Genomic DNA, 25,853 nt, shown 5'->3' on the forward strand with positions numbered 1-25,853 from the left:
TTTCGGTGAAAGATGATACCCCCGCTCAACCATCCTATTCGGTAGATTTCTAGGCATGTCCCAAAAATCTACTTGGCCGCTAGGCAATATAAAGAGCGCATAAAGACTTAAAATCATTCAATCGCTGAAGCGTTTCAAAGAATTATCATGCACACGGTTAGGCGAGGGGTTGTCACCACCATGACGACTGGGACTCATGTAATCGCCACGTGCGATGCTCCAACTTCCCGCAAGGAGACACCTTACATAAAGGGGGATGGAGTCATGGCATTTGACTTCACGGGCAAGACCGCGATTGTCACGGGCGGCACTCAGGGCATTGGCCTCGAGATCGCCAAGGGCATCGTCGCGGGCGGCGGACACGTCGCGCTCATCGCAAGGAACGCTGCCAAGGGCGAGGCCGCGGTGGCCGAACTTGGCGAGGGCAACAAGTTCTACCAGCTCGATGTTGCCGATGCGCCCAAGGCGCGCGAGACCGTCGAGCAGATTTTTACTGACCTGCCTCAAACCAACATCCTGATCAACTGCGCTGGCGTCATCAGCACCAAGAAATTCGACGAGATCGATGACACCGAGTGGCGTCGCACCATCGACATCAACCTCAACGGTACCTTCACTATGATGAATGCCGTGTACCCGCACTTTAAGGCGGCCCATGCCGGCGCTATCGTCAACGTGAGCTCTGTTGCTGGCAAGATCGGCGGCGGCCTGCTCGGCACCGCGGCTTACGCGAGCTCCAAGGCCGGTGTTAACGGTCTAACCAAGGCAGTCGCCAAGGAAGGCGGCAAGTTTGGCGTCCGCTGCAACGCCGTGTGCCCGTCGCTCACCCTTACCAATATGACCTCGATTCTCTCTGACGAGAACTCTCAGCGCATCATCAACGGTATCCCTCTGGGCCGCGCCGCCCAGGCCAGCGAGCCTGCGCAGATGGTGCTGTTCTTCGCTTCCGACCTCGCCAGCTTCGTGAACGGCGAGATCGGTGACTGCGACGGCGGCATCGTCCTGGACGGGTAATACCCCGCGGTGATCGTTTGGCGGCGACCCTGGCGACTCGGGGTTGCCGCCTTCTTTCTGACATAGGCGCATGCGGCTACGATTCGCATGCATCCAAAGGAGATATATATGAGTGAATCGACTGCGGTGGAGGCGCCGGCGGCAAAGGAGCCGTTCTTTAAGATGTCCTCCATCCCGGGTGCCAATATTTTGGTGCCGCTTCTGTTGGGCTGCCTGCTCAACACGCTGTTCCCCGACCTGTTTAAAACACTCGGCAGCTTTACGCTTGGCATGACCCAGCAGGGCGCAGGCCCGCTTGTTGGCGCTTTTTTGCTCATCGTCGGTACGACGATTTCGTTTAAGAGCGCTCCTGCCGCCGCTGCCCGCGGTGCCATCATCATCGCCGTCAAGCAGATCGTTGTCGTTGCCGTGTCGCTGCTCATCCTTTATGTGTTCAACGACAACCTGTTTGGTATCTCGGCCATGGTGATGCTGGCCGCTTGCACGGGTGCCAACAACGCTATGTACGCTGGACTGATGGGCACCATGGGCAACGAGGCCGAGCGTGGCGCCGTCGCCATTACCACGCTGGTTGTCGGCCCTCCGGTCACGATGATTGTCCTTGGCGCCGCCGGTCAGGCTCCGATCGGCTGGTCGCTCGTGGGTGCCATCCTGCCGATCGTCGTCGGCATTATCCTGGGCAACCTGTTCCCCAGCTTTAAGAAGATGATGGCACCGGCACTTTCCGCCATCATCGTGCTCGTCTTCTTTGCCATGGGTTCGACCATGACCTTTGGCCAGCTCATTAATGGCGGTCTTCCCGGTATTCTGCTCGGCGTGATTTGCTCGGTAGTCTTTGCAATTCCCGTCATCGCGGTCGATAAGCTCACGGGTGGTACGGGTGTCGCAGGTGCGGCCATTTCGAGCTGCGCCGGAGCCAATGTGGCCACGCCTGCTGCCATGGCAAGCGTCAACAAGGCCATGTACGGCGGTGCGGTGCTCGCGACGGCTACGGCGCAGGTTGCTGCCTGCGCTATCGTGACGGCCATTTTGACCCCGCTGGTCACCAGCTGGTGCCACAAGCATTTTGAGGGCCAGGGCCACAGCAAGGCAACGACCGACAAGGCCGCCGCAGCCGCCTAATGCCAAGCGGCAATCAAAGCTAAATAACTAGCCACGCCACAGGGCGGCCACGGGAAAATCCCGTGGCCGCCCTGCAGTTTCTGTAGAGTCTCTGGGACACTTTACCCTGATAAAGCTGGCATAACAGCTAGAGTGAACGTCGTACAAAGGCAAGGAAAAATACCAAACAAATCGGTGAACGGTAGTTGCTCGCGCTCGCATTTCCTGCGGATTTGTTAAAAACGCCCTAATGGTATAAAAAAAGAAACATATAACAGCCATGATGAAGGGGGTGGCTATGTTATCCTTCTCAAACGGGTGAAATCTTGGGTTTTGGGTTGCAGCTCCAAGGTGGACAAACGTTTTTCCCTGTACCAACGTGTGGCGAAGAGCGGAAGAAGCCGGTAGTGCAAGCCGATAATTCAAGAATTCAATAAGCAGCGGTGTGAGAGAGCGCCGCATTACACGTAACTAGGAGCGTGGTTACACAATGCAGGAGGCATGGGAAGGCTTCAAGGAAGGCATCTGGACGGGAGAGGTTGACGTCCGAGACTTCATCCAGAAGAACTACACCCCCTACGAGGGCGACGAGTCGTTCCTCGCCGGCCCGACCGAGCGTACCAAGGAGCTGTGGGGCGAGGTTCTCGACCTGCTGCTCAAGGAGCGCGAGCAGGGCGGCGTCCTCGATATGGACACCAAGACCGTCACGGGTATCGTGAGCCACCCCGCTGGCTACATCGATAACGCCCACCGCGAGAAGGAGACCATCGTCGGCCTCCAGACCGACAAGCCGCTCAAGCGCGCGCTGCACGTCAACGGTGGTATCCGCATCGCTTGCCAGGCTGCCAGCCAGCACGGCTACAAGGTCGACGAGAACGTTGTCGAGCGCTACACCTTCGAGCGCAAGACCCACAACGCCGGCGTCTTCGATGTCTACACCCCGGAGATGCGCGCCTGCCGTTCGGCCCACATCATCACCGGTCTGCCCGATGGCTATGGCCGCGGCCGCATCATCGGCGACTACCGTCGTGTCGCCCTGTACGGTGTCGACTACCTGATCAAGGACAAGGAGGCCCAGAAGGCTTCCACCCCGACGGTCATGACCGCCGACAACATCCGCGATCGTGAGGAGCTGCAGGAGCAGATCCGCGCCCTCGGCGAGCTCAAGATGATGGCCGAGACCTATGGTTTCGACATTTCCAACCCTGCTACCAACACGCAGGAGGCCATCCAGTGGATGTACTTCGCCTACCTCGCTTCCGTCAAGGAGCAGAACGGCGCCGCTATGTCCATCGGCCGTACCTCCACGTTCATCGACATCTACGCTGAGCGCGACCTTGCCAACGGTACCTTCACCGAGGAGCAGATCCAGGAGTTCGTGGATCACTTCATCATGAAGCTCCGTATGGTCAAGTTTGCCCGTACCCCCGAGTACCAGGCCCTGTTTACCGGCGATCCGCAGTGGGTCACCGAGTCCATCGGCGGCATGGGTGTTGACGGCCGTACGCTCGTTACCAAGATGAGCTACCGCTACCTGCACACGCTCGAGAACATGGGCACCAGCCCCGAGCCCAACATGACCGTTCTGTGGTCGACCCGTCTGCCCGAGAACTTCAAGAAGTTCTGCGCCAAGACTTCTGTCGCCAGCTCCTCGATTCAGTACGAGAACGACGACCTCATGCGCGTTTACCACGGCGACGACTACGGCATCGCCTGCTGCGTGTCCTCCATGCGCATTGGTAAGGAGATGCAGTTCTTCGGCGCCCGTGCCAACCTGGCCAAGTGCCTGCTCTACGCGCTCAACGGCGGTGTTGACGAGGTCTCCAAGAAGCAGGTCGGCCCCAAGTACCGCGCCGTCGAGGGCGATACGCTCGATTACGACGACGTTGTGGCCAAGTACAACGACATGATGAAGTGGCTCGCTGGCGTGTACGTCAACTCGCTGAACATCATTCACTACATGCACGACAAGTATTGCTACGAGCGCATCCAGATGGCTCTGCACGACAAGCACGTGCATCGTTGGTTCGCTACGGGCATCGCTGGCCTTTCCGTCGTGGCTGACTCCCTGTCCGCCATCAAGTACGCCAAGGTCCACCCCGTCCGTGACGAGAACGGCATCATCGTCGACTTCGAGACCGAGGGCGAGTTCCCCAAGTACGGTAACGACGACGACCGCGTCGACCAGATCGCTCACGACGTTGTGCACCAGTTCATGGAGTACATCCGCATGAACGACACCTACCGCAACTCCGTGCCCACGACCTCGGTTCTGACCATTACCTCCAACGTCGTGTACGGTAAGAAGACCGGCTCCACGCCCGACGGCCGCAAGGCTGGCCAGCCGTTCGCCCCGGGTGCTAACCCCATGCACAAGCGCGATAGCCACGGCGCCATCGCTTCGCTGTCTTCGGTTTCCAAGCTCCCGTTCCGCGATGCTCAGGACGGCATCTCCAACACCTTCTCCATCATCCCGGGTGCGCTCGGCAAGGAGGACCAGGTGTTCTTTGGCGATATCGACCTTGATCAGCTGGGCGAGTAACTATTGTTAGTGCTATACTAACAATAACGATTACTGATTAGCGCGCCGGTTTCGGCCGGCGCCTATCGATCGAAGGAGACACATTATGAAGGTTTCTGAAGTTTCCGAGACTCAGGCCGATAACCTGGTCCACATGCTCGACGCTTACGCCGAGAAGGGTGGCCACCACCTGAACATCAACGTCTTCAACCGTGAGACGCTGCTTGACGCTCAGGCTCACCCCGAGAAGTACCCGCAGCTGACCATCCGCGTTTCCGGCTATGCCGTGAACTTCCACACGCTCACCAAGGAGCAGCAGGACGAAGTCATTTCGCGTACCTTCCACAACAAGTTCTAAAGGGGTTTAACTCCCGCAGGATCGCCGGGCCGCTTTGGGTTACTCTCCAAAACGTCCTCGGACATGCAAAGAGGCTCCGCTGCGCGCTTCGCGCTGCGGAGCCTCTTTGCGTCCTGCGGAATGTTTTGGAGAGTAACCCAAAGCGGCCCGGCGGGGGTCCTGTGTAGTCACCTTTTAGGCGGAACTCTCCTGATGGGTTGAGCGTTCTGGATTCTTGCTTGCTACCGTTTATCGCGTATAGCTACCGTTTGCGGAGTAAGTAACACTTAGCAATAAACCGTGTAGAATCTCAGTTAAGCACGGAGTTTTCCAGGGAGACGCTGTCCTTTGTTGTGTGCAAGGGGCGGCGTCTCTTTGGCGCTTGGACGCCGTTGTGCAACAGTGCGGCGGCGCGTGCCATGTATTGAAAAGCCAACGTCAAGATAGGTCGTGATGATAATGGGCAAGTACGTAATCGTGGTTGAATCTGGTTCGGATGTGACGCCAGAGCTCTGCGAACGCTATGGCATCGTGCGTGTACCCATGCATGTCACGATTGGTGACGAGACCGTTGAGGACGGCTCCATCGATCCGCTCGAGATTTACTCGCGCTGCAACGAGTTTGGCGTAATGCCCAAGACCAGTGGCTGTACGCCGGCAGATTTTGCGCACGTATATGACCGTATCCATGCCGAGCAGCCCGATGCGACCATTCTGCATCTTGCGTATTCCGAGGCCACGACCTGCTCGCATCAGTCCTCGAAGATTGCGGCCCAGGGGCGCGACTACGTGTTCTCCATGGACACGCGCTTTGTCTCGGTGGGCCAGTCACTCGTTGTCGTCGAGACTGCCAAATACATCGAGGCTCATCCCGATGCCACCGTTGACGAAATTTTCGCCTTCACCAATTCGGTGATGGACCGCGTGCTGTTGGGCTTTGTCCCAACCGATCTCGCCTTCCTTAAGGCCGGCGGTCGCTTGTCCAACGTCGCGTTCCTAGGCGCCCATCTGCTCAAGATTAAGCCCTGCATCGAGGTGACGGGCGGCAAGTTCGTGGCGACCAAGAAGTTCCGCGGTTCTATGCTCAAGTGCGCCCGTGCCTTTCTTGACCACATGGTAGCGAAGGGCGAGATCGACTACTCGCATATTGGCCTGGCGTATTCGGTGGGTCTTTCCGAGGAGTTGCGCGACGACATGGAAGTCTATGCGCGCGACCTGGGCTTTAAGGACATTGCCTGGACTCAGGTTGGTGGCGTCATCTCGAGCCACTGCGGCCCGACCGCCTTCGGTGCGGTGCTCACGCTTAAGGCGTAAAGGCCTGGCGTCTATTGATATCTATCGCCACAGCGGCGGGCGGGTTGCGACAACCCTCCCGCCGCTCTTGCGTGGGGCCAAATAGGACAACCCAATTGGCCGCCAAACCGTTTCGCCATCATGCGTATGGGCTAGAATGACTCTGGCATTTATGTAGCTAAAACCAATGAAAGGCAAGGTAGCGGGAATGGCTGAGATGACGCTTGAGGGTGTGGATGCTCGTCCCGAGGACTCTGCGTTTACCCTGGGCCGCGTACATTCGATTGAAACGATGGGAACGGTCGACGGACCCGGCATCCGCTTTGTGGTGTTTGTTCAGGGCTGCCCCATGCGCTGTGCGTATTGCCACAACCCCGATACCTGGTCGGTTAACGGCGGCACCATGGTGACCGTCGAGCACCTGATGGACGAGTTCCAGAGTAACCATGAGTTTTACCGCAGCGGCGGAATTACGGTTTCGGGCGGCGAGCCGCTTCTGCAGCCCGAGTTTTTGGCCGACCTGTTCCGTGCCATGCACAACAACCCCGATGGCCGCGTGCATACCTGCCTTGACAGCTGCGGATATGCGTTTGACCCCAACCACCCCGAGAAGTTCGATGCTGTGCTCAACGAGACTGATATGGTGCTGCTCGACATTAAACACGCCGATCCGGCTGAGCATAAAAAGCTAACCGGTTGCGATCCTGCGCGCATCCTGGCGTTTGGCGATGAGCTTGCGCGTCGCAAGATTAAGGTTGTTATTCGCCACGTGGTAGTGCCGGGTATCACCGATACGGTGGAGGAATGCGAGAAGCTCGGTCGCCTGATCGCTCCATGGCACAACGTGGTGGGTTTGGAGATGCTGCCGTATCACACGATGGGTGTCGTCAAGTACGAGCAACTGGGCATTCCCTATAAGCTTGAGGGCGTGCCTCAGATGGATACCGCGCGCATGCCCGAGCTGCGCAACGCCGTCATGGCCGGCATGAAAAAGCGCCGTGCGGAGCTCAGGTCGGCCATCGGCTAACAAGCCCGTCCCAAATTGACTACCCTTTAAGATGCGCAACAAGGCGGGCTGGATTAGCGAGGATGGTTACTATTCGACATGCGATGCCGGACTGATCGAAGTCGACGGCCATAGCTATGCCATGAGCGTCATGACATCGATGCCGTGGAGCGACCGCTCGAGCGAGGTTACGGCCGCGATTGCAAAGGCGCTGTTTGATACGCGAGCTGCACTGGCTTAGCGTGTTCGTTTGGCGAGGTCAAACAAAATGCTGGTACCATACCGTGGTTGAGAATTTCGTATAGGTTTGGGGAATGGTATGGCTACCATCGCGATTATCGGTGCGCTCGAAAAAGAGATCATGCAGATTAAGGAAGAGCTGAGCGACGTTTGCGAGGCGCGGGAGGCAGGCTTGACCGTTGTGAGCGGTGAGCTCGACGGTCTGACAGTTGTCGCCACAACGGCGGGCATGGGCACGGTGAACGCCGCTGCTGCAACACAGCACCTCATTAGCAAGTATGCTCCGCAGGCTGTTGTGTTTTCGGGCATTGCGGGCGGTTTGAACCCCAAGCTCCATATCGACGACGTGGTCATTGGCAAACGCCTACGCTATCTGGATACCGATACCGCGCTTATCGCCGAGTCCGCACCGGGGCTCGAGGAGTTTGGCTCGACGCCCGCGCTGGTCGATATTGCCGTCGACGTGCTTGCTGAGCGTGGGTTTGTTGACGCTTCGACAAATGCAGTTGCTTCGAACGAGGGCACCAAACAGTTCCTGGTCGGCACGATTGCCACGGGTAACCGCTTTGTGACGGGCGCCGCCATGCGCAACGACGCTATCGAAGCGACGCATGCCGATTGTGTCGGCATGGAGGGCGCGGCGATTGCCCATGTCGCAACCAAAAATGGTGTCGATTGCCTGGTGTTGCGCGCTATCAGCGATAATTGTGACGAGGCGTACGATGCAATTTGCGACCGAGAGTTCGATCTGTTCGAGTACGCGCGTGTCGCAAGTAACATCACGCTCGATATCGTCCGCCGCATTGCCGCCGCGCAATAGCGCGCTCTTTTGTAAGAACCTACGACCAAGGAGTGTCCATGGCCGATTCCATTAACTACCAGCTTGCCAAGTTCGTCGCCAGCTACGGCAAGGTTTCGCAGATTCCCGAGTCCACCTGCCCCGAGGTGAGCTTTGTCGGCCGCTCCAACGTGGGCAAGTCGTCGATTATGAACAAGCTCTTTGGCCGCAAGAACCTGGTCAAGGTTTCCAGTACGCCGGGCAAGACGAGCAACATCAACTTCTTTGAGGCCGACGACGTGCATTTCGTGGACCTGCCGGGTTACGGTTTCGCTCGTCGCTCCAAGGCCGAGCGCGACCGCTGGGCCGAGCTTATTGGCGACTTCTTTGACTCCGAGCGCAGCTTTAACCTGGTCGTATCGCTGGTTGACATTCGTCACGACCCCAGCAAGCTCGATCATGACATGATCGACTACCTGCAGGGCAACGAGTTCAACTTTATCGTCTGCCTCACCAAAGCCGACAAGCTCAGCCGCACCCAGCAGGCCCGCCAGGCAGCAGCCATCAAAAAGCAGCTCAACGTCCCGGCCGAAAACGTAATCATCACAAGCTCCCAGACTGGCACCGGTATCGATGAACTCAAGCGCCGCATCGCCGAGGCCTGCCTCTAATCGGGCTGCAGCCCCTCAAAAGCTCTCATCTATATCACCCCAGTGATAGTTATTGGTAAACTATCACTGGGGTGATGTCAATTGGTTCCGAGTATTATCCCAGGCGTTTCGAGTGAGAGCAGAACGCGCGGCGCAAGTACTTGGACACTGTGAATGGATTCGATTCCGAAGGTGTCGACATTAGGGATTTGATGGCAGGGAGGGTTGATTTAAATGATCCAAGAGTTAACGGATTGTGGGCCGAGTAGGACATACCCCGTCTACTACCTTGAGGATGCAATGAACAACCTCGGCGACTGCTTTGACTGCTTTGACTATGCCGTTAACGATTATGGGGCAGAAGGATCGGAAGTTGCTGAACTCTTTTGTCTGAGCGGCGTAGCCCGCGAGTTCGAACGCGGCAACGCATGGGTAGTGTCGGGAAAATCGGGCGTTGAGCTGTTCGCGCTCATTGCCGAAAGGTCCGGCTATCAATCAAGGCCGATGCCAAATCGAACCTACCGATTCGAAAAGACACCGGAATATTGGACAGGCTGGATATTGGCATACCTTCAGTGGCGCCTAGGAGAGTCTTTCGAAGATTTGCTGCATGTCGTTCCATTCGATGTGCTACGCAGTCTGTACTACCCCTGGCACGAAGCCTCGGAGGAACGCGTGGCTCGCCTCGTCTGCGATATGGCGAAAAAAGCGTCCAGGCAAACCAAACTTGCGTTAGCAAGAAAGAGGCTCAAGAAAACCCAACAAGATCTGGCATACGAATCGGGTGTGTCACTCCGCTCAATCCAAATGTACGAACAGCGCCAGAGAAACATCAATGAAGCTTCGGTAACAAGCGTAAGAACCATAGCAAAAGCCCTCCACTGCAACATCGAAGACCTCCTAGAACCAGTCTTCGAATACAAAGAAACCAGCGCCGTGTAAAGCGGGTATTGAACAACGATTGCGCAGATGAAAGCCTGTCAAAGCGCATTTCATACAGCGAAGCTAGATGGTTGATAGGGCATGTGGGTCTTGTAGGTATTCACAAGTTCGCTTATGTATAAAAATGCCCCGATAAGCAAGAGTGCTCGGCGGGGCATTTCTTAATCGATGACGCTAACGGGAGTTAAGCTTTAATAGCTTGCGACGGGAAGCACCCGTATTTGATGATCAAGGCCAATTATTCGATTCGGGCGCTCAACCAGTACTCTCCATTCGAGGCTGCGATTGCGTACGTAATTCCATTTTTGACGATTGGTTCATCTACGCAAGCAGCGCCGACTTGCTTGGCATCTGAAAACGAAAGTGTTGGATCAATCGCTTGTATGGTTGCTAATGCCGTTGCCGCGGCATAGTCTGAACTTTCGAAATACATGACTATATTCTTAAAGCAGTTTTCGGATCCAAGATAGCTAAATAGGATTTGGTTGCACGAGTCCGAAAAGAAACCTCCCACGCCTGCAAGCTTTGAGCCGTTTTTAATCTGGAGCTCGAGTCGTGTGCCGGTGTCGTCTAGTTTATAATCCGCTTTCATGCTGCTGCAATTAGGCAGATCGGAGAATTCTTCGTTAAGTCGCTCAATAAAGTCTTTAGGGGAAATAGAAAACATTCCGTCGCCAAGAAAAGACGTGATTTCTTTTTCGTTACGGGTGTCAACGACCTCTCCGCATCTCCCGCATTCTCGTATTTCCTTCGAGGTGGCGTCTACGTAGTCGATTTCGGTAGTCCACGAACCTGGCTGATGCCCAAGGGGCTTCCCTTCGGTTTTGCCACAACGTTGACAGGTTTTCGGAGCCGTGCATGTTGCTTCTTCCCATTCGTGCCCGAGCGGTTTCCCCTCGGTTTTGCCGCAACTATTACATGTTCGAGGGCTTGTACAGGTTGCATTGGTCCATAGCTTGTGCGTGCAAAACAATTGGGGAAACAGCATAGGCAAACAGAAGACGACAGCAACTACTGCAGCAGCTGCGATGGCCGCGCGTTTTTTACCACCGACTTTATGAATGGCTTTCGTTATAAGTGAGTCGTTCTCTTCTTTTTCGCAAACGACGCCATCTTCATTTGATGGTCGATCTTCAGGAGAAGGAGTGTCGTCAGCGCCATCAGCAAACTGCTTCCCTTCATTATTCGGCTTCTGTTCGTCAGATGCGCTGCGCATTTGCTCATCGTTGGGTTCTTTCATCTCGTTATCCATGTTTATCGAGTCTCCCCTCTCGCTTAAATATGCGATGCAAACAATTGCGGTAAGTGAAACAGCTGGTGACACAACTATATCCCAGTTTGGGATATATCAAAATGGAATATAGCGTAAGCGGCATGAACGTTGATGCTAATAGGACATGCGGAAAATGCCTCTCCCAAATTCGTCGGGAGCAAGGTATCACTCAGGTTGAACTCGCAAGGAAACTGAGGGTACCTCAGTCCTTCATCTCGAAAGTCGAGACCGGAGAGCGCAGTCTTAGGGTTTATGAGCAGTTCGCCTATGCGGAAGCGCTTGGAATTACCGTCGGAGTTCTTGTGCAAAGACTTGAGGAGGATTTGAGTGGCGGAGATAAATAGATTGCGCCGCGCATCGGTCGGTAATTAAATCAGTGCTAGGGGGCTAACAAAGATGTCATGGGTTAACCTCCAACAGCAAGAGTATAAATATCAGCCCGGCGCCCCTTCAAAGCGTGGGTTCCTGTAGACATCGCAAGCAACGTTGTCGTAGGGCACCCAGGGGCATCCCCTTAAAAACATTCCGCAGCACGAGGCCCGCTTATCCGCAGCTCCGAAGGAGCAGGATAAGCGGGCCTCAAGTGCGAGGACGTTTTTAAGGGGATGCCCCTGGGTGGCCCGGATAGACCGATCGGCGATGTCTACAGGTACTCGATTTGAGCGCCCTCGGTGTCGCACGTCAGAATATGCGTCTCACACTTGGGGAACTGCTCACGCAGCTTGACCTGCAGGAACTTGGCTACGATGGTGTCGTCAGTCACGGCCATGAGGGTCGAGCCGGAGCCACTGATCCAGATGGTCTTGGCGCCGCCGTTAAGGCAGGTGTCGCGCACAGCGTTGTAGTCGGGAATCAGGCGACGGCGATACGGCTCTTGGATGCGGTCGCCATTGGCGGCGGCAATCAGGTCCAGATCGCCGGTCTCGAGACCGCGCGTCATGCCGGCGATGCGGCCCATCTGCCACACGGCGGTGGAGAGCGGAATCTCCTGCGGCACGACCTTGCGCGCCTCGCTCGTATGTACCTCGTAGGGCGGAATCACGGTAATAAAACGCAAGCGATCGCTCACCTCGTAGCGCAGGCATTGGGGGAGCGAATCGGTCGGTGTAAAGGAGCAGACGGCGCCGCCAAGGATGGCGGGGGCGACGTTGTCGGGATGTCCCTCGACCTCGGTGGCGATGCGGACGAGCTCGGCGCGGTCGACGGTGTGGCCCGTCAGCGCGGCGGCTGCCATGATGCCCGCGACGACGCAGGTGGAGCTGGAACCCAGGCCGCGGGCGACGGGCACGTCGGTCTGGATGTCGATAGCGACGGGGAAGGCCGGCTCGCCCCAGGCGGCCAGAGCATCGACAAAGCTCACATAGACCAGGTTATTCTCGTTTTGGAACTCCTCGGGGCAGCCCGTGATGGTGAGCTTGTCGGCGCGCTCGAAGGTAAAGTGCGAGTAAAGGCTGACGGCCATGCCGAGGGTGTCGTAGCCGATGCCCAAGTTGGCGCTTGTTGCTGGGACGGTGATCTTGATCATGGGAATCTCCTGGGCGGTCTGCCTGTTTAGTTCGCTGCTCGGGCAGTCCTGGCTCGCTCGGAAAGCACATTAAGTGCTTTCCGGCTCGTGCGGAACTCGCGACGAACTAAACAGGCAGACCCGCATGTCAGCTCGTCATCATCCCGGTGGATTTCTGATAAAAGAAGGTGCGCCGGCTTTCGCCGGCGCTTAATAAGGGGTTTAGTTGGTGCTCATTCGTTTTGCTGCAGACTCGACGTAACTGTCCATCTCATCGACGTCGCAGACGTCTTCGAAGCGGACGGGCTTGGACTCGAGCTCGGCGAGCTGTGCCGGGGCGACCGTGTTGGTGGCCTGCTCGAGCACACGCATAGCCTCAAAGTCGTCCTCGGGCACGTCGAGGCCCAGGGCATCGCAGCAGGCGCGCGGGAACTTGTAGGGGCTGGCGGTCGAAAGCAGCACGCGGGCCTTGGCGCCCTCGGCGGGGGTGACTTTTTCAAAGACGTGATAGCCGCAGGCGGTGTGCGGGTCGATCACGTAGCCGTTTGCGTCCCAGCAGCTCTTGATGGCAGCGCGGACCTCGTCCTCGCTGGCCCAGCCGCAGCCAAAGACGCTCTGAATCTTTGCCAGCAGGTTGGCGGGAACTTCGTAGCGACCAGTCTGTGCCAGCTGCTCCATAAGGTCGGCAACAAGCTCGCAGTCGCCGTCGGACAGGAAGTAGAGCATGCGCTCCAGGTTGGAGCTGATGAGGATGTCCATCGACGGCGAGATGGTCGTGAAGAACGGACGGTTGCGGTCGTAGACGCCGGTGGTCAGGAAGTCGGCAAGCACGTTGTTCTTGTCGCTCGCGACGATGAGCTTGGCGACGGGCAGACCCATGCGCTTGGCATAGTAGCCGGCCAGGATATCGCCAAAGTTACCGGTCGGTACACAGAACTCTACGGCGTCGCCAGCCTCGATAGCGTCGGCGCGCAACAGCTGCGCATAGGCGGCAAAGTAGTAGACGACCTGCGGTACCAGACGGCCGACATTGATGGAGTTGGCGCTCGAAAGCACCGTGCCAGCGCCCTCCAGGCGCTCGGCAAGCTCCTTATCGGCAAAGATGCGCTTGACGGCGCTCTGGGCGTCGTCAAAGTTGCCGCGGATACCGCAGACGGCGACGTTGTCGCCCTCCTGCGTGGACATCTGCAGGTTCTGCACGCGGCTGACCTTGCCCTCGGGATAAAAGACGGTGATGCCCGTACCTGGAGCGTCGGCAAAACCGGCGAGTGCGGCCTTGCCGGTGTCGCCCGACGTGGCGGTGACGATCATGATGCGCTCGGCGCCGCCGTCCTTGGCGGAGGTGCGGGCCATGAGGCGGGGGAGCATCTGCAGGGCGACGTCCTTAAAGGCGCTCGTGGGGCCACCAAAGAGCTCCATCACATAGGTTTGAGGGACGTCGGTGCCCGGCGCTGTATCGAGTTTGACGAGCGGTGTAACCTCTTCGCTCGCGAACGTGCCGCGGTATGCCTCATTCACACAGGCCGAAATTTCTTCGGCTGTGTAATCATTCAGTAACATTCCCAACACATCTTGAGCGATTTCAAAGTACGATTTATCTGCAAGCGAGCTGATATCGACCTGCTGGGTGCCGAGCTCGTCCGAGACAAACAAACCCCCGTCGGGAGCGATGCCGGTACGGATTGCCACCTTACTTGAGCACGATAAAGTGCGTCCTCGTGTACTATGATAAGTTCCCATATAACACTGCTCCTCGGATGCCTTGGTCCCAATCGGTGAACCCATGGTATCAGAGCGCGCAAAACAGGTTTGCAGAGGCTTTTAGAAAGGTAACCTCCACGCCATGATAAAAATTGCCAAGTTTGGCGGCTCGTCGGTCGCCGACGCCGAACACTTTAAGAAGATCAAGGCCATCGTCGATGCCGACCCGGCCCGCCGTTTTGTGGTGGTTTCTGCCTGCGGTCGCCGCTTTAAGGGCGACACCAAGGTGACCGACCTGCTCTACCTGGTTAACGCGCACGTTAAGTACCACGTGTCGTGCGAGGAGCTGCTCGAGGACATTGGGCAGCGCTATTTTGATATCGCTGACGAGCTGGAGCTCACCTATCCCATCCGCGAGGAGTTCGCGGCCTTTGCCGAGCGTGCCCGCTCGGGTGGCTACTCCACCGAGGAGCTCGTGAGCCGTGGCGAGTGCTTCACCGCTCGCCTGATGGCCGAGTACCTGGGCCTGCCGTTCCTGGACGCCGCGACGGTCGTTGCGTTCCATCACGACGGTACGCTCAGCATGAACCGCACCTCCGAGCTGGTGCAGGAGTACGGTCAGCAGGGTGGCTTTGTCATGCCCGGTTTCTACGGCGCGACGCGTGAGGGCCAGATCAAGCTGCTCGACCGTGGTGGCGGCGATATTTCCGGCTCGATTCTGGCTAAGTGCCTGGGCGCCGACCTTTACGAGAACTGGACCGACGTCTCGGGCTTCTACTCTGCCGACCCGCGCATCGTACCCGAGGCTCAGCCCATTGCGCGCGTTACCTACGAGGAGCTGCGCGAGCTTTCGTACATGGGTGCAAGCGTCCTGCACGAGGAGGCCGTGTTCCCCGTGCGCGAGGCCGGTATTCCGCTAGTCATCAAGAACACCAACGCGCCGCAGGACCCCGGCACCATCATTAGCGAGACGGCCGACGAGGGCGAGGCGGAGCCCATCATTACCGGCGTGACCGGCAAGCGCGGCTTTGTCGCCATCAACGTGGCCCGCGACCGCACCAAGCCCCGTGTCGGCTTTATGCGCCGCGCGCTTTCGGTCTTCGAGCGCTATGACGTCTCCGTCGAGCACATGCCCACCGGTGTCGACCGCTTTGGCGCCGTGGTGCAGGAGCAGGACGTGCACGATTCGCTGTACTCGCTCGTGGGCGACATTCAGCAGGAGGTCGAGCCGCTCGAGATCGAGGTTGTCGAGGGCCTGGCGCTTATCGCTACCGTTGGCCGCAACCTGCGCGGTCGCGCCGGCATCTCTGGCCACCTGTTTGGCATGCTTGGCCAGGCGGGCGTGAGCGTGCGTATGATTTCGCAGAGCTGCGACGAGATCAACATCATCATCGGCGTGGAGGAGAAGGACTTCGATCTGGCGATCCAGACCATTTACCGTGCCTTCTCCGATGAAAACGGCATTGTGAAGGTCTCCGACCTGGAGGCTCCCGCGCCGGCCGATCCCATCCAGGCCGCGCTCAAAAAGTAGCGACTGCTCGGTGGATTTTTGGGTCATGTCTCAAAAATCTACGGCGGGGCGTTTCGTTTCGGTTTCGTTTCGACGGGGCGGATTTCGTGCCCGCCCCGTTCTTGTATACACTGGCAACAATAATCGGCCTGCTTGGCGTGCGGGCAAAAGCCATAACCTTTAAAGGGGGAAGCATGAAACAGTACACGGTTGCTATTTTGGGCGCGACGGGAGCTGTGGGCACCCAGATGCTCGAGTGCCTCAACGAGCAGGAGTTTCCGGTCGGTAAGCTCAAGCTGCTGGCGAGCGCGCGCTCTGCGGGCAAGACCGTTGAGTTCCGCGGCGAGCAGATCGTGATCGAGGAAGCTTGCCCCGAGGCCTTTGAGGGCTGCGACATCGTGCTCGGCGCTGCCGGCGACGATATCGCCAAGGAGCTGCTGCCCGAGGCCGTCAAGCGCGGCGCCGTCGTGGTCGACAACAGTCACGCCTTCCGCATGGATCCCGAAGTGCCGCTGGTTGTGCCTGAGATCAATGCCGACGACATCAAGTGGCATCACGGCCTTATCGCCAACCCCAACTGCGCGACCATCATCGGCCTGGTTCCCACCTGGCCGCTGCATCAGCTCGCCGGCGTGAAGCGCATGATCGTCTCGACGTATCAGGCTGCTTCGGGTGCCGGCGCTCCCGGCATGGCCGAGCTCGAGGCTCAGCTGGCCGCCCTGGGCCGTGGCGAGGAGATTCCCGAGCCGCGCGCATTTGCCGCCCAGCTCGCGAGCAACCTGATTCCGCAGATTGGCGGCGTCAAGGAGGAGGGCTTTACCTCCGAGGAGATGAAGCTGCAAAACGAGGGTCGCAAGATTATGCATCTGCCCGAGCTGCGCGTGAACTGCACCTGCGTGCGCGTGCCCGTGCTGCGCTCGCACTCCGAGAGCATTACGCTCGAGTTCGAGCGTGACATCACGGTTGAGGAGGCTCGTGCTGCGCTGGCTGCCGCTCCCGGCGTCAAGCTGGTTGACGACATGAGCGCCGAGGATGCGCACGATCGCTTCCCCATGCCGATGGATACGTCCGACCAGGACCTGATCTGGGTCGGTCGTGTGCGTCGCGACATCTCGAACCCCGAGGCCGCGCGTGGCATCACCTTCTGGTGCTGCGGCGACCAAATCCGTAAGGGCGCGGCAACCAACGCCGTCCAGATCGCTAAGCTGCTCTGCGAGTAGCGGTGGACCTGTCCGGCGGGGGCCGGGCTTAGTTTTCAGAACGTCCTCGACCATGTGTGGCGCCTTGTCCTGCTCCTTCGGAGCCGCGGACAAGGCGCCACACTGGTCTGCGGAGTGTTCTGAAAACTAAGCCCGGCCCCCGCCTGCGGTGACGCTGCTGCGAGTGGCCTGCGATGGGGTCGTTGTTGGTTGGGGCCGCTGGGCTGATGTGGGGGAACGTGGTTGTTGCGGGCCCTGGTCCCGGCGGCGGCCTCGGCGCTTTGCGCCTGCCGCCTTTGGGGACTGCGGAGCGCGGCCGGCAGCTGCGGCGCTGTCGCGCCTGCTGCCTGCGGGGACTTTGGGGTCGTGCGGCAGCTGCGGCGCTGTCGCGCCTGCTGCCTTGGGTGACTTTGGGGTCGATTGAGGTTGTCTGCACAATTCGCGGTATTATGTTGCGAAGTTTTGAAAGGAGCCGCTGGTGGTCACGACGACGTTTGCCTCGCCTTTGGGCGAAATCTTGCTTGCCGCTGATGGCCGCGGTCTGACGGGGCTTTGGTTTGAGGGACAGGAGCATTTTGGCTCCACGCTTCTCCGGGAAGACTCCGAACATGTTGAAGGCGCTGACGCGGTTTCCGGTACCGGTGGGATGTCTCCGGTGAGTCCGGTAAATGGTGCGGCCTCTTCGGTGCTTGAGCGTTCCTGGGCTTGGCTGAATGCTTATTTTGCAGGGCAGGAACCTCGGTTTACGCCGCCGTTGCATATGATCGGTACGGCGTTCCAGCGCGAGGTTTGGTTTGAGCTGCTTTCTATCCCACGTGGCGAAGTCGCTACATATGGCGAGATTGCCCAGCGTATTGCGGCTCGACATCGTGTGCCGGGAAATGAGGCGCCCGTCGTGTCTCCTCGTGCGGTGGGGGCTGCGGTTGCGCGTAATCCCATTTCGATAATCGTGCCGTGCCATCGCGTGGTCGCGGCCGACGGATCGCTCAACGGATATGCCGGCGGGCTTGATCGCAAGGAGTGGCTGCTTCGGCTTGAGGGCGCGTACGAGGACTAACGTTCGGGCACTTTGCATAGCCAGGACGCCATGAAAGAATGGGACGCGCTTTCCGAATGGAGGCCCGGGCGGAAACCACGTCCCGGAATTCCGTTTTAAAGCGGGACACGCTTTCCGAATGGCGTCCCAAGCGGAAACCACGTCCCGGAATACAGCCTCAGAGTGGGACGCCGTTTCCGGTTGAGACCACCTGCTTGAGCATCTTTCTACGCTCGCTTTTGCAGTGCATAGATCGATTTGTCCATGTTGAACAGGTAAGCCACGACGCAGACAATAAAGAAAATCGGCAGATTGCCAAAGCCAAAGACCTCGCAGCCAATAAGGATGGGCGCGAGCAGCGTGTTGGTGGCGCTGCCAAAGACGGCGGCATAACCCAGCGCGGCGCAGAGCTCGACGGGCATGCCGAGAATCCCGGCGAGCATGACACCCAGACTGGCCCCGATGGAGAACAGCGGCGTCACCTCGCCACCCTGATAACCTGCGGCAAGCGTGGCGATGGTGAGTGCGAATTTGAGCGCCCAGTCCCAAGGCATGATGGCGATCTTGCCTTCACCGTTGAGCGCCGCTGATATCAGGTTGGTGCCAAGTCCGCAGTATCGCCCCTGCCACAGTGCGAACAGGATCGCCGACAGCGCAAGGCCCATAACGGCAACGCGCATGTAAGGGTTGGGGAGCAGCCGCGCTGCAAGGGTCTTGGCATGGGCAAGGCACCAGGCAAAAGCTCCACCTACCATACCAAACGCGATACCCAACAGCGCCAGCCGCTCAAGACCGGGGAGGTCAAGCGCATATGAGGCGACAACGGCGACCTCAAACTTCTCGAGTCCCAAGGCGCCGGAAGTCATGCTTGCGGCGAGCGAGGCTGCGAGTGCGGGAAGCAACGCACGGTATTCCAAGCGTCCTGCGACCAGTACTTCGATGGCAAAGACCGTGGCGGCGAGAGGCGTTCGAAAGAGTCCGGCAAAGCCGGCGGCCATGCCAATAAGCAAAAACGTGTTGCCGGGGTCTCGGAAAGGCAGGCGTCGGCCGATCCAATGTGAGACGGTTGCGCCGATCTGCACGGCCACGCCCTCGCGTCCCGCACTGCCGCCAAAGAGGTGCGTCCCCCACGTGCTCAGCATAATGAGCGGCACCAAACGCGGGGAGATGGCTTTCTCGCGTCCGTGGCCCACGTCGAAGACCAGACTCATGCCGCGGTCGGTGCCCTTGCCCCAAGTGCGGTAGGCAAACACGATGGCAAGGCCCATAAGAGCGAGGAAGGGAAGGAGCAGCGTGATGTGCTCGTCGCGGAAGGCGCCGATTGCCAGGAGCACACGACCAAAAAAGGCACAGATGGCGCCAACGATAACGCCGATAGGGATTCCGACGGCGCCCATGAGCACGAGACCGCTATAGGTGTTGACCAGGCGTTTGATTCTGCTCGAAGCGCTGCTTTCTGACATTTTGCTTTCCGACACTTGCTCTCTTGATAGAAAAAGAGCTGGAGTTGCGCATCGTTGAGAGGCTTTCCAGCTTTAGCAAAACAAACTTATAAGATGCGACGGGCCGCGTCAAGATAATTACCGGACGGCCTAGGAGGCGGCTGGTTGGCTGGCTTAAAACCTAGCGCGTGAAATGACGCCCCACGCTATTCAGCGCGCTTGATAGGATGACGAACCACAGTCTTAAGTTTCTCCGGTGCACATTTGCGTGGATCGGAGAGATAGATTTCGTGATGTAAACGGGTGTCTGAGAAGTCGGGGGCATAGCCCTGTTCGGTCGCGTATTCATGCATGGCGTCTACGGTTGTCGGCTCGCTGTCATAGGGTCCGGTATGCATGCACTGAACGCAGAGACCCTCATCAACTTTAAGCAGCTCAACAGCGGTAAAGTCTAGTTTCTTTTTGGCCGTGGCTTCAGCGACTGCCCAGTCAAAATCATCTCGGCTGACGAAATCGGGCAGGCGGATGCACGAGATAAAGTTGAAATCGTCCTTGCGTACATAATCGATGTCGCCGCTCGGGGAGTCTTGCCACCAGAAACCCTCGAGCGGCGGTACCACAAAGTCGAAATAGCCCTCGATGCTCCTTGGGCCTTTCTTCGACATCTTGACGGTATAGGCGATGCCGTAAAGTAGCGGCAGGGCGTTTTGATACTCGCCACCTTCGGTATTTGGGTCGCCCTTTCCGCGAACGGCAACGTAGTTCATAGGCGGGACAGTTACGATGCTCGGCTTGCTTGCAGGTTTGTAGAGCTCCTTGCATTCCTTCTTAAAGTCGAACGCCATGTTGGCCGCCTTTCTGCGTATTGGCCTGCTTAGATAGTTGAATCATATCATAGAAACGAACAGCTGTTCGAATTATTTGGCTGACAGATTGAGATGCGTGCGTTGTGCTTGGCGGTCGGCCTGACCCCGTCGATGATTTCTCGGCCTCCCCGGCGCCTCATCTATAGCTGCCGTTTCCCCCATATAAAACCTGCCAAAATAAACCTGTCCCTTTTTGGTAGGTGGGAAATGGGTAATACTAAAGAGTTATCCGACCAGATGGGAATTAATCGATGGCCTATATCGAATTCAAAGACGTCATCAAAGCATACGGCGAAGGCGACGCCCGCATCCACGCGCTCGACGGCGCGAGTTTTACGGTCGAGCGCGGCGAGCTCGCCATCATTCTGGGTGCTTCGGGCGCCGGCAAGACCACGGCCCTCAACATTCTGGGCGGCATGGACACGGCGACCTCCGGCACTGTGACGGTGGACGGGCGCGACGTGAGCTCCGCGAACGAGGCGCAGCTCGTGGAATACCGCCGCGCCGACGTCGGCTTTGTCTTCCAGTTCTACAATTTGGTCCCCAACTTGACGGCGCTCGAAAACGTCGAGCTCGCGGCGCAAATCTGCCCCGATTCGCTCGATGCCGAACAGACGCTTCGCCAGGTCGGCCTGGGTGAGCGCCTCGCCAACTTTCCGGCGCAGCTTTCGGGCGGCGAGCAGCAGCGCGTGTCCATCGCCCGCGCACTGGCCAAGAATCCCAAGCTGCTTCTGTGCGACGAGCCCACGGGCGCGCTCGACTACAAAACCGGCAAGCAGATCTTGCAGCTGCTACAGGACACCTGTCGCAAGCAGGGCATTACGGTCATTATCATCACCCACAACTCCGCGCTGGCGCCCATGGCAGATCGCCTGATTCGCTTTAAGAGCGGGCGCGTGGAGAGCGAGACGGTCCAACAAAATCCCGTGCCGATCGAGACGATCGAGTGGTAGCGCCCATGGACCAGGACCGCCAAAACAGCCAGCGCCGCGACGCGCAGAACACGGAGCGCGAGCAGGATTTTACGACCTACCGCACCGCCCAAAGCTCAAACGACATGGTGCCGATGGTTTTTCGCCGTAGCATCTACCGCACAATCCGAGGCAGTCTTAAGCGCTTCTTATCCATCGTCGTAATCACGGCGCTCGGCGTGAGCGTGATGTGCGGCCTCAAGGCGGGTTGCGAGGATCTGTGCGATTCGGTCGATGCCTATTTTGACCAGCAGAATGTTTATGACATCAACGTGCAGTCGACCTATGGTCTGACCGATGACGATCTTGCTGCGATCCAAGAGGTCGATGGCGTCGAGACGGCCGAGGGCATCTACACCGAGACTGCCTACACCGCCGTGGGCACAACGCGCGAGCGCGTGGTTGTCCAGAGCCTTTCCAGGGAGAATATCGATCAACCGGTGCTGTTGAGCGGCGATTTGCCCGAGTGTGCCGGCGAGGTCGCGGTGACCTCACGTTTTTTGAAGGCTTCGGGCAAGAAAATCGGCGATACGGTGAGCTTTGCCGCCAACGATGCGAGCTCGTCGAACCAAAGCGCCAAGGACCAGTTTGCCGATGGGGACTACACCATCACGGCAGAGGTTCTCGATCCCACCGACGTGAGCTCCGACTCGACGGTCAACGCCTTCCGTGCTGCTTCGACTGCGGACTACAAGTTCTACGTGAGCGAGGATGCCGCGACATCTTCTTCCTACTCCGCTGTCCACGTGGTCGTCGAGGGAGCCAAGAGCCTCAACTCCTATTCGGATGCCTACTCGGCAAAGATCAATGAGGTCAAGGGCAATATCGAGAAGATCCGCGAGGAGCGTGAGAAGGCGCGCACTCAGGAGCTGACGGTCGACACACCGGCGAGCTTGGACGCGGCTGAGCGTCAGGCGAATATGGTCTTTGGGATCGAGCAGGACAACATCAATCGCATGGCCGAGGGCAGCGACGAGCGTGCGCAGGCGCAAGCCGACCTGGACCAGCGCCGCGCCGCCGCCGACCAGCAGTTTGCCGATGCCCGCGCCGAGCTCTCTGACCTGGGCGAATGCACCTGGTACATCCAGGACCGCGGCAATATCGCAAGCTACTCGAGCGTCGAGAGCGATAGTTCTTCGATCGAGGCCATCGCCACGGTGTTCCCGTTCATCTTCTTTATCGTCGCCGTGCTTATCAGCCTCACCACCGCCACCCGCATGGTCGAGGAGGAGCGCACGCTTATTGGCCTGTACAAGGCGCTCGGCTATTCACGCGGGCGTATCCTGTCCAAATATGTGGACTACTCGCTGTGGGCGTGTCTGATCGGTGGCGTGCTCGGCAATATCATCGGATTTGTGGGTCTGCCGCTGTTCTTGTTTACGGTGTTCGACGACATGTACTCGCTGCCCCAGATGCTACTTTCGTACGACATCGTGTCCTCGATCGTTTCGGTGGCGCTGTTTGCCGTGGGCGTGGTGGGAGCCACGATTATCGCCTGCCGCCACGAGATGGCCGAGACCCCTGCCTCGCTCATGCGTCCCAAGGCTCCGCCCGCCGGCTCGCGCATCCTGCTCGAGCGTATCGGATTTATCTGGCGCCGCATGGGCTTCTTAAACAAGGTGGCGGCGCGTAACCTGTTCCGCTACAAAAAGCGCGCCTTTATGACCATCTTTGGCATTGCGGGCTGCACGGCGCTTGTGATTTGCGGTATGGGCATCCGTGATACGTCGGTCGCGCTGTCGCCCAAGCAGTACGGGCACATCACACGCTACGATTTGCTGGCGGTCGCCAATCCCGATGATTTTTCGCAGACGTGCGCGGCGTTGGATGAGCGCAGTGCAGCCAAGGATTCCAACGTGACCGTGACTTCGACGCTGCCGATTATGACCGACAACGTTACCTTTACATTCGGCGGAAAGAGCGAGACCGTGCAGCTGATCGTGGTGCCCGATGACCGCACGAACGACCTGGATGACTACGTGCGCCTAGAGGACGAGTCCAAAGAGCCGCTGTCTTTGCGTGACGGAGACGTGTATCTGAGTAAGAGTTCACAGCTGGTGCTGGGGATTCAGCCGGGCGATACGGCATACGTCCAGGATTCGTCGCTCAATGTTGCCAAGGTCAAAGTCAGTGACATTTCGCTTAACTATCTTGGCAACACGCTTTACATGACGCAGGGCACCTATGAGCGCGCGTTCGGTCGAAGCGCACGCCTCAACGGCGTCTTTGTGCTGCTTAAGGGCTCGTCGGCCGACCAGATTGCGTTTAGCAAGAAGCTTAAGAGCGACGGTTGGCTCACCATCTCGAGCACGGCCGAACATTGGCAGAACTACGAGGCGAACTTTGCGATCATCAATTCGGTCGTGGTGCTCGTGACTTTTATGGCGGCATGCCTGTCGTTTGTGGTGGTGTTTACGCTGTCCAACACGAATATCTCCGAGCGCGAACGCGAGCTGGCGACCATCAAGGTGCTGGGCTTCCGCCGTGGCGAGGTGCACCATTACGTCAACAAGGAGACGTTGATCCTCACGGCAATTGGCGCCGCGCTGGGCGTGCCACTGGGCGGCTTGCTGGCCGAGAGTTTTACGTACATTTTGCAGATGCCGTCGCTGTACTTTGACGTCGAAGTCGAGCCGCTAAGCTACGTGCTCGCCGTGGTGCTTTCCTTTGGCTTTACGTTTATCGTCAACCTAGCCACCAATCGTACCCTCAACAAGATCGACATGGTCGGCGCCCTCAAGAGCGCCGAGTGACCTGCCAAAAAGGGACAGGTTTATTTTGGCAGGTTTTATCTGCGCAAACGCCGGGCACCTACGAGCGACCCGGCGTTTGTTGCTTTGCTATCTTTTGCCCGCAGGCGTGGATGAGAGGCTTTCTTTAGCCTTCGAGATTGGGCTTGAATGGGTCGTATGCCACAAAACGGGCCTATCTACTACGTTTAATTGGACACCCTCAACCATGCCGGGAAAACGAAAAATAAAACCGCAGGTAGAAGGCCTGTCGATTTTCGAAAAAGGCGGTCATGGTTGGCCCCATCGAGTTAAACGTAGTAGATGGCCCCTTTTCGTGGCGCGCGGTCAGCTCAATGCTAATCTCCGTGCCGGAACTGACCCAGTTGTTTGTAAGTTGCGGTGATATACGGACTGTTTGGCGCTTTGGAGCTTCAAAACAGTCCCTATCTCACCGCAACTTAGGAGAAGGGCGGGGGTGGTTGGGTGCTGGTGGGTCGGAGCGTGTTAGGCCTGTTGGCGGTGCTTCCATTGTTTGCGGCACCAGCGCATGAGCGCTTTGATGACGGGAATCGTGATGAGGATGATCCATGCAGGATGGGGCTGTCCCAAACAGAGCCACATGTAGAGGAACCAAGCGATGGCGGCTGCCGGGTAGATGACCTCGATCAGCTTAGATAAGTGGCGTTGGTCGATAAAGTCGCCAAGAGCGTAATAGACGGGAATCAGAAAGACGAGGAAGAGTCCCGTAGCCCATGTGCCGTAGACAATGCCGAGCACCAGATAGGCGAGGGCGACAAGCGCAGGGAAGGGGAATTTGTTCCATGCACGTCCGACCTTGGTGTGGAAATGCTTGCCGTGATGGTCGAGCTTGTCGTGTGCTTCCTTCCAGCTGGAAAACGTCTCGCCGTCGATGGTGACGGTGCCGTCGTCATTGGTATGCACACTATGTCCATCGTCCTCAAGCGTATCGATATGCAATCCGCCTGGCCCCACATGGACCTCTTCACCCTTGCGCTCGTTAGCCACATGGATGCCATTCCAGCCAACATGAACCTCTTCGCCTTTGTTGGGGTCAATAACGTGGATGCCGCGCGCGAGGGAAATATCGACAAGTGGCTTATCGCTGCAATCAGCGTGTTCAGTAGAAGCCTCAGCCTCCTCAGCCTTATCTGAAGCTTTGGTGCCGGCGTTGCTGTTCTGCGCCTCATCATCAGCCTGCGAGTCGTCAGTGCTATCCACCGCCTCCCCATACAGCAGCTCATCCAGCGACACGCCATACAGCGCGGCGAGCGCAATAAGGTTATCGGTATCGGGAGAGGATTCGCTGCGCTCCCATTTACTGACAGCCTGACGACTCACACCCAGCTGGGCGGCAAGCGCCTCCTGAGAAAGCCCGGCAGCCTTGCGGCGATCGACGAGCCGCTGTGCCATCGCAAGATCCATGACAGTTCCTTTCATGTGGTGACCGTAATCGAATGAGCCGAGTATGCCGAGAACAACCGGTAGCGACCACCATTTCTAGTTAGAATCTGCCCCAACCCTACCGCAACTACCGGTAGCAACCCCTAACGACCAGCCATTTCAGGACAAATGTCAGTGCAAGTAGCAGCCAAGAGCCCCCACTCAGTAAGTTGCGGTGGAATAGTTTTTGGATTCAGCCATTTGCGGACTAAGCAGGAACTATTTCACCGCAACTGAATTTCAGACCAGGCACCCGCAGCAAGAAGACGAATAGCC

22 protein-coding genes are annotated in these 25,853 nt (G+C 58.0%); 16 read left to right on the top strand and 6 right to left on the bottom strand.

Annotated elements, in window-relative coordinates:
- Positions 1-264 precede the first annotated feature (264 nt).
- The 10 genes from DXD56_RS03940 to DXD56_RS03985 all read left to right on the top strand — a co-directional run bounded on the left by DXD56_RS03940 (position 265) and on the right by DXD56_RS03985 (position 9,882).
- The gene (locus DXD56_RS03940) at positions 265-1,014 is read left to right on the top strand and encodes an SDR family NAD(P)-dependent oxidoreductase (protein WP_117640179.1); all 750 of its coding nucleotides are present in this window, start codon (positions 265-267) and stop codon (positions 1,012-1,014) included.
- A 108-nt stretch (positions 1,015-1,122) separates the two neighbouring features.
- A complete protein-coding gene (locus tag DXD56_RS03945) occupies positions 1,123-2,136 on the top strand; it encodes a 2-keto-3-deoxygluconate permease (protein ID WP_233524925.1) in 1,014 nt (337 codons plus the stop codon).
- Between the two features lie 469 nt (positions 2,137-2,605).
- Positions 2,606-4,657 carry a formate C-acetyltransferase gene (gene pflB, locus DXD56_RS03950; RefSeq protein ID WP_117637024.1) on the top strand — a complete coding sequence of 684 codons (2,052 nt, stop codon included), beginning with the start codon at positions 2,606-2,608 and terminating at the stop codon, positions 4,655-4,657.
- Positions 4,658-4,742: 85 nt separating this feature from the next.
- Positions 4,743-4,994: an autonomous glycyl radical cofactor GrcA3 gene (gene grcA3, locus DXD56_RS03955; protein WP_055252439.1), complete on the top strand. Its 252-nt coding sequence runs from the start codon at positions 4,743-4,745 to the stop codon at positions 4,992-4,994.
- 438 nt (positions 4,995-5,432) lie between these two features.
- Complete coding sequence (locus DXD56_RS03960; RefSeq protein ID WP_117640183.1) at positions 5,433-6,287, top strand: DegV family protein; 855 nt, start codon at positions 5,433-5,435, stop codon at positions 6,285-6,287.
- A 187-nt stretch (positions 6,288-6,474) separates the two neighbouring features.
- Entirely contained in the window at positions 6,475-7,293 is an 819-nt protein-coding gene (gene pflA / locus DXD56_RS03965) for a pyruvate formate-lyase-activating protein (RefSeq protein ID WP_117640185.1), read from the top strand.
- Between the two features lie 31 nt (positions 7,294-7,324).
- Positions 7,325-7,513: a hypothetical protein gene (locus DXD56_RS03970; protein WP_117640187.1), complete on the top strand. Its 189-nt coding sequence runs from the start codon at positions 7,325-7,327 to the stop codon at positions 7,511-7,513.
- A gap of 78 nt (positions 7,514-7,591) precedes the next feature.
- Positions 7,592-8,332, top strand: a complete 741-nt coding sequence (gene mtnN / locus DXD56_RS03975) for a 5'-methylthioadenosine/S-adenosylhomocysteine nucleosidase (RefSeq protein ID WP_099432169.1) — start codon at positions 7,592-7,594, stop codon at positions 8,330-8,332.
- 38 nt (positions 8,333-8,370) lie between these two features.
- Positions 8,371-8,961 (top strand): ribosome biogenesis GTP-binding protein YihA/YsxC, encoded by a 591-nt coding sequence (gene yihA / locus DXD56_RS03980; RefSeq protein WP_055252447.1) that lies wholly within the window; start codon positions 8,371-8,373, stop codon positions 8,959-8,961.
- A 279-nt stretch (positions 8,962-9,240) separates the two neighbouring features.
- Positions 9,241-9,882, top strand: coding sequence for a helix-turn-helix transcriptional regulator (locus tag DXD56_RS03985; protein WP_117640284.1), 642 nt, complete (start codon positions 9,241-9,243; stop codon positions 9,880-9,882).
- 238 nt (positions 9,883-10,120) lie between these two features.
- Here DXD56_RS03985 and DXD56_RS09955 read toward each other — a convergent pair whose 3' ends face one another.
- Entirely contained in the window at positions 10,121-11,134 is a 1,014-nt protein-coding gene (locus DXD56_RS09955; RefSeq protein WP_147325176.1) for a hypothetical protein, read from the bottom strand.
- A gap of 101 nt (positions 11,135-11,235) precedes the next feature.
- Between DXD56_RS09955 and DXD56_RS03995 the strand changes: the two genes are divergently transcribed.
- A complete protein-coding gene (locus tag DXD56_RS03995) occupies positions 11,236-11,499 on the top strand; it encodes a helix-turn-helix domain-containing protein (RefSeq protein WP_233524926.1) in 264 nt (87 codons plus the stop codon).
- A gap of 299 nt (positions 11,500-11,798) precedes the next feature.
- Here the strand turns inward: DXD56_RS03995 and thrB are convergent, their stop codons facing one another.
- Positions 11,799-12,680 (bottom strand): homoserine kinase, encoded by an 882-nt coding sequence (thrB, locus tag DXD56_RS04000; RefSeq protein ID WP_117640193.1) that lies wholly within the window; start codon positions 12,678-12,680, stop codon positions 11,799-11,801.
- Positions 12,681-12,881: 201 nt separating this feature from the next.
- Positions 12,882-14,399 carry a threonine synthase gene (thrC, locus tag DXD56_RS04005; RefSeq protein WP_117640195.1) on the bottom strand — a complete coding sequence of 506 codons (1,518 nt, stop codon included), beginning with the start codon at positions 14,397-14,399 and terminating at the stop codon, positions 12,882-12,884.
- Positions 14,400-14,502: 103 nt separating this feature from the next.
- On the opposite strand from thrC, the gene DXD56_RS04010 reads away from it, so the two are divergent.
- From DXD56_RS04010 to DXD56_RS04020, 3 genes are all read left to right on the top strand, one after another.
- Positions 14,503-15,891, top strand: coding sequence for an aspartate kinase (locus tag DXD56_RS04010; protein ID WP_117640197.1), 1,389 nt, complete (start codon positions 14,503-14,505; stop codon positions 15,889-15,891).
- Between the two features lie 173 nt (positions 15,892-16,064).
- Positions 16,065-17,090: an aspartate-semialdehyde dehydrogenase gene (locus DXD56_RS04015; RefSeq protein WP_117640200.1), complete on the top strand. Its 1,026-nt coding sequence runs from the start codon at positions 16,065-16,067 to the stop codon at positions 17,088-17,090.
- Positions 17,091-17,547: 457 nt separating this feature from the next.
- Entirely contained in the window at positions 17,548-18,126 is a 579-nt protein-coding gene (locus DXD56_RS04020) for a methylated-DNA--[protein]-cysteine S-methyltransferase (RefSeq protein WP_233509057.1), read from the top strand.
- Between the two features lie 206 nt (positions 18,127-18,332).
- Here the strand turns inward: DXD56_RS04020 and DXD56_RS04025 are convergent, their stop codons facing one another.
- Both DXD56_RS04025 and DXD56_RS04030 read right to left on the bottom strand, forming a co-directional pair.
- A complete protein-coding gene (locus DXD56_RS04025; protein ID WP_117640204.1) occupies positions 18,333-19,568 on the bottom strand; it encodes a chloride channel protein in 1,236 nt (411 codons plus the stop codon).
- Positions 19,569-19,753: 185 nt separating this feature from the next.
- A complete protein-coding gene (locus tag DXD56_RS04030; protein WP_117635685.1) occupies positions 19,754-20,392 on the bottom strand; it encodes a GyrI-like domain-containing protein in 639 nt (212 codons plus the stop codon).
- A 272-nt stretch (positions 20,393-20,664) separates the two neighbouring features.
- Here DXD56_RS04030 and DXD56_RS04035 point away from each other — a divergent pair, with 272 nt between their 5' ends.
- A complete protein-coding gene (locus DXD56_RS04035; RefSeq protein WP_117635686.1) occupies positions 20,665-21,366 on the top strand; it encodes an ABC transporter ATP-binding protein in 702 nt (233 codons plus the stop codon).
- A gap of 5 nt (positions 21,367-21,371) precedes the next feature.
- On the top strand, positions 21,372-24,137 hold the full coding sequence (locus tag DXD56_RS04040; protein ID WP_233524927.1) for an FtsX-like permease family protein: 2,766 nt from the start codon (positions 21,372-21,374) through the stop codon (positions 24,135-24,137).
- Positions 24,138-24,620: 483 nt separating this feature from the next.
- Here DXD56_RS04040 and DXD56_RS04045 read toward each other — a convergent pair whose 3' ends face one another.
- Positions 24,621-25,559, bottom strand: coding sequence for a helix-turn-helix domain-containing protein (locus DXD56_RS04045; RefSeq protein WP_117640206.1), 939 nt, complete (start codon positions 25,557-25,559; stop codon positions 24,621-24,623).
- Positions 25,560-25,853 lie beyond the last annotated feature (294 nt).

Origin of the sequence: Collinsella sp. TM06-3 (genome assembly GCF_003436395.1) — a bacterium.
Classification (GTDB): Bacteria; Actinomycetota; Coriobacteriia; order Coriobacteriales; family Coriobacteriaceae; genus Collinsella.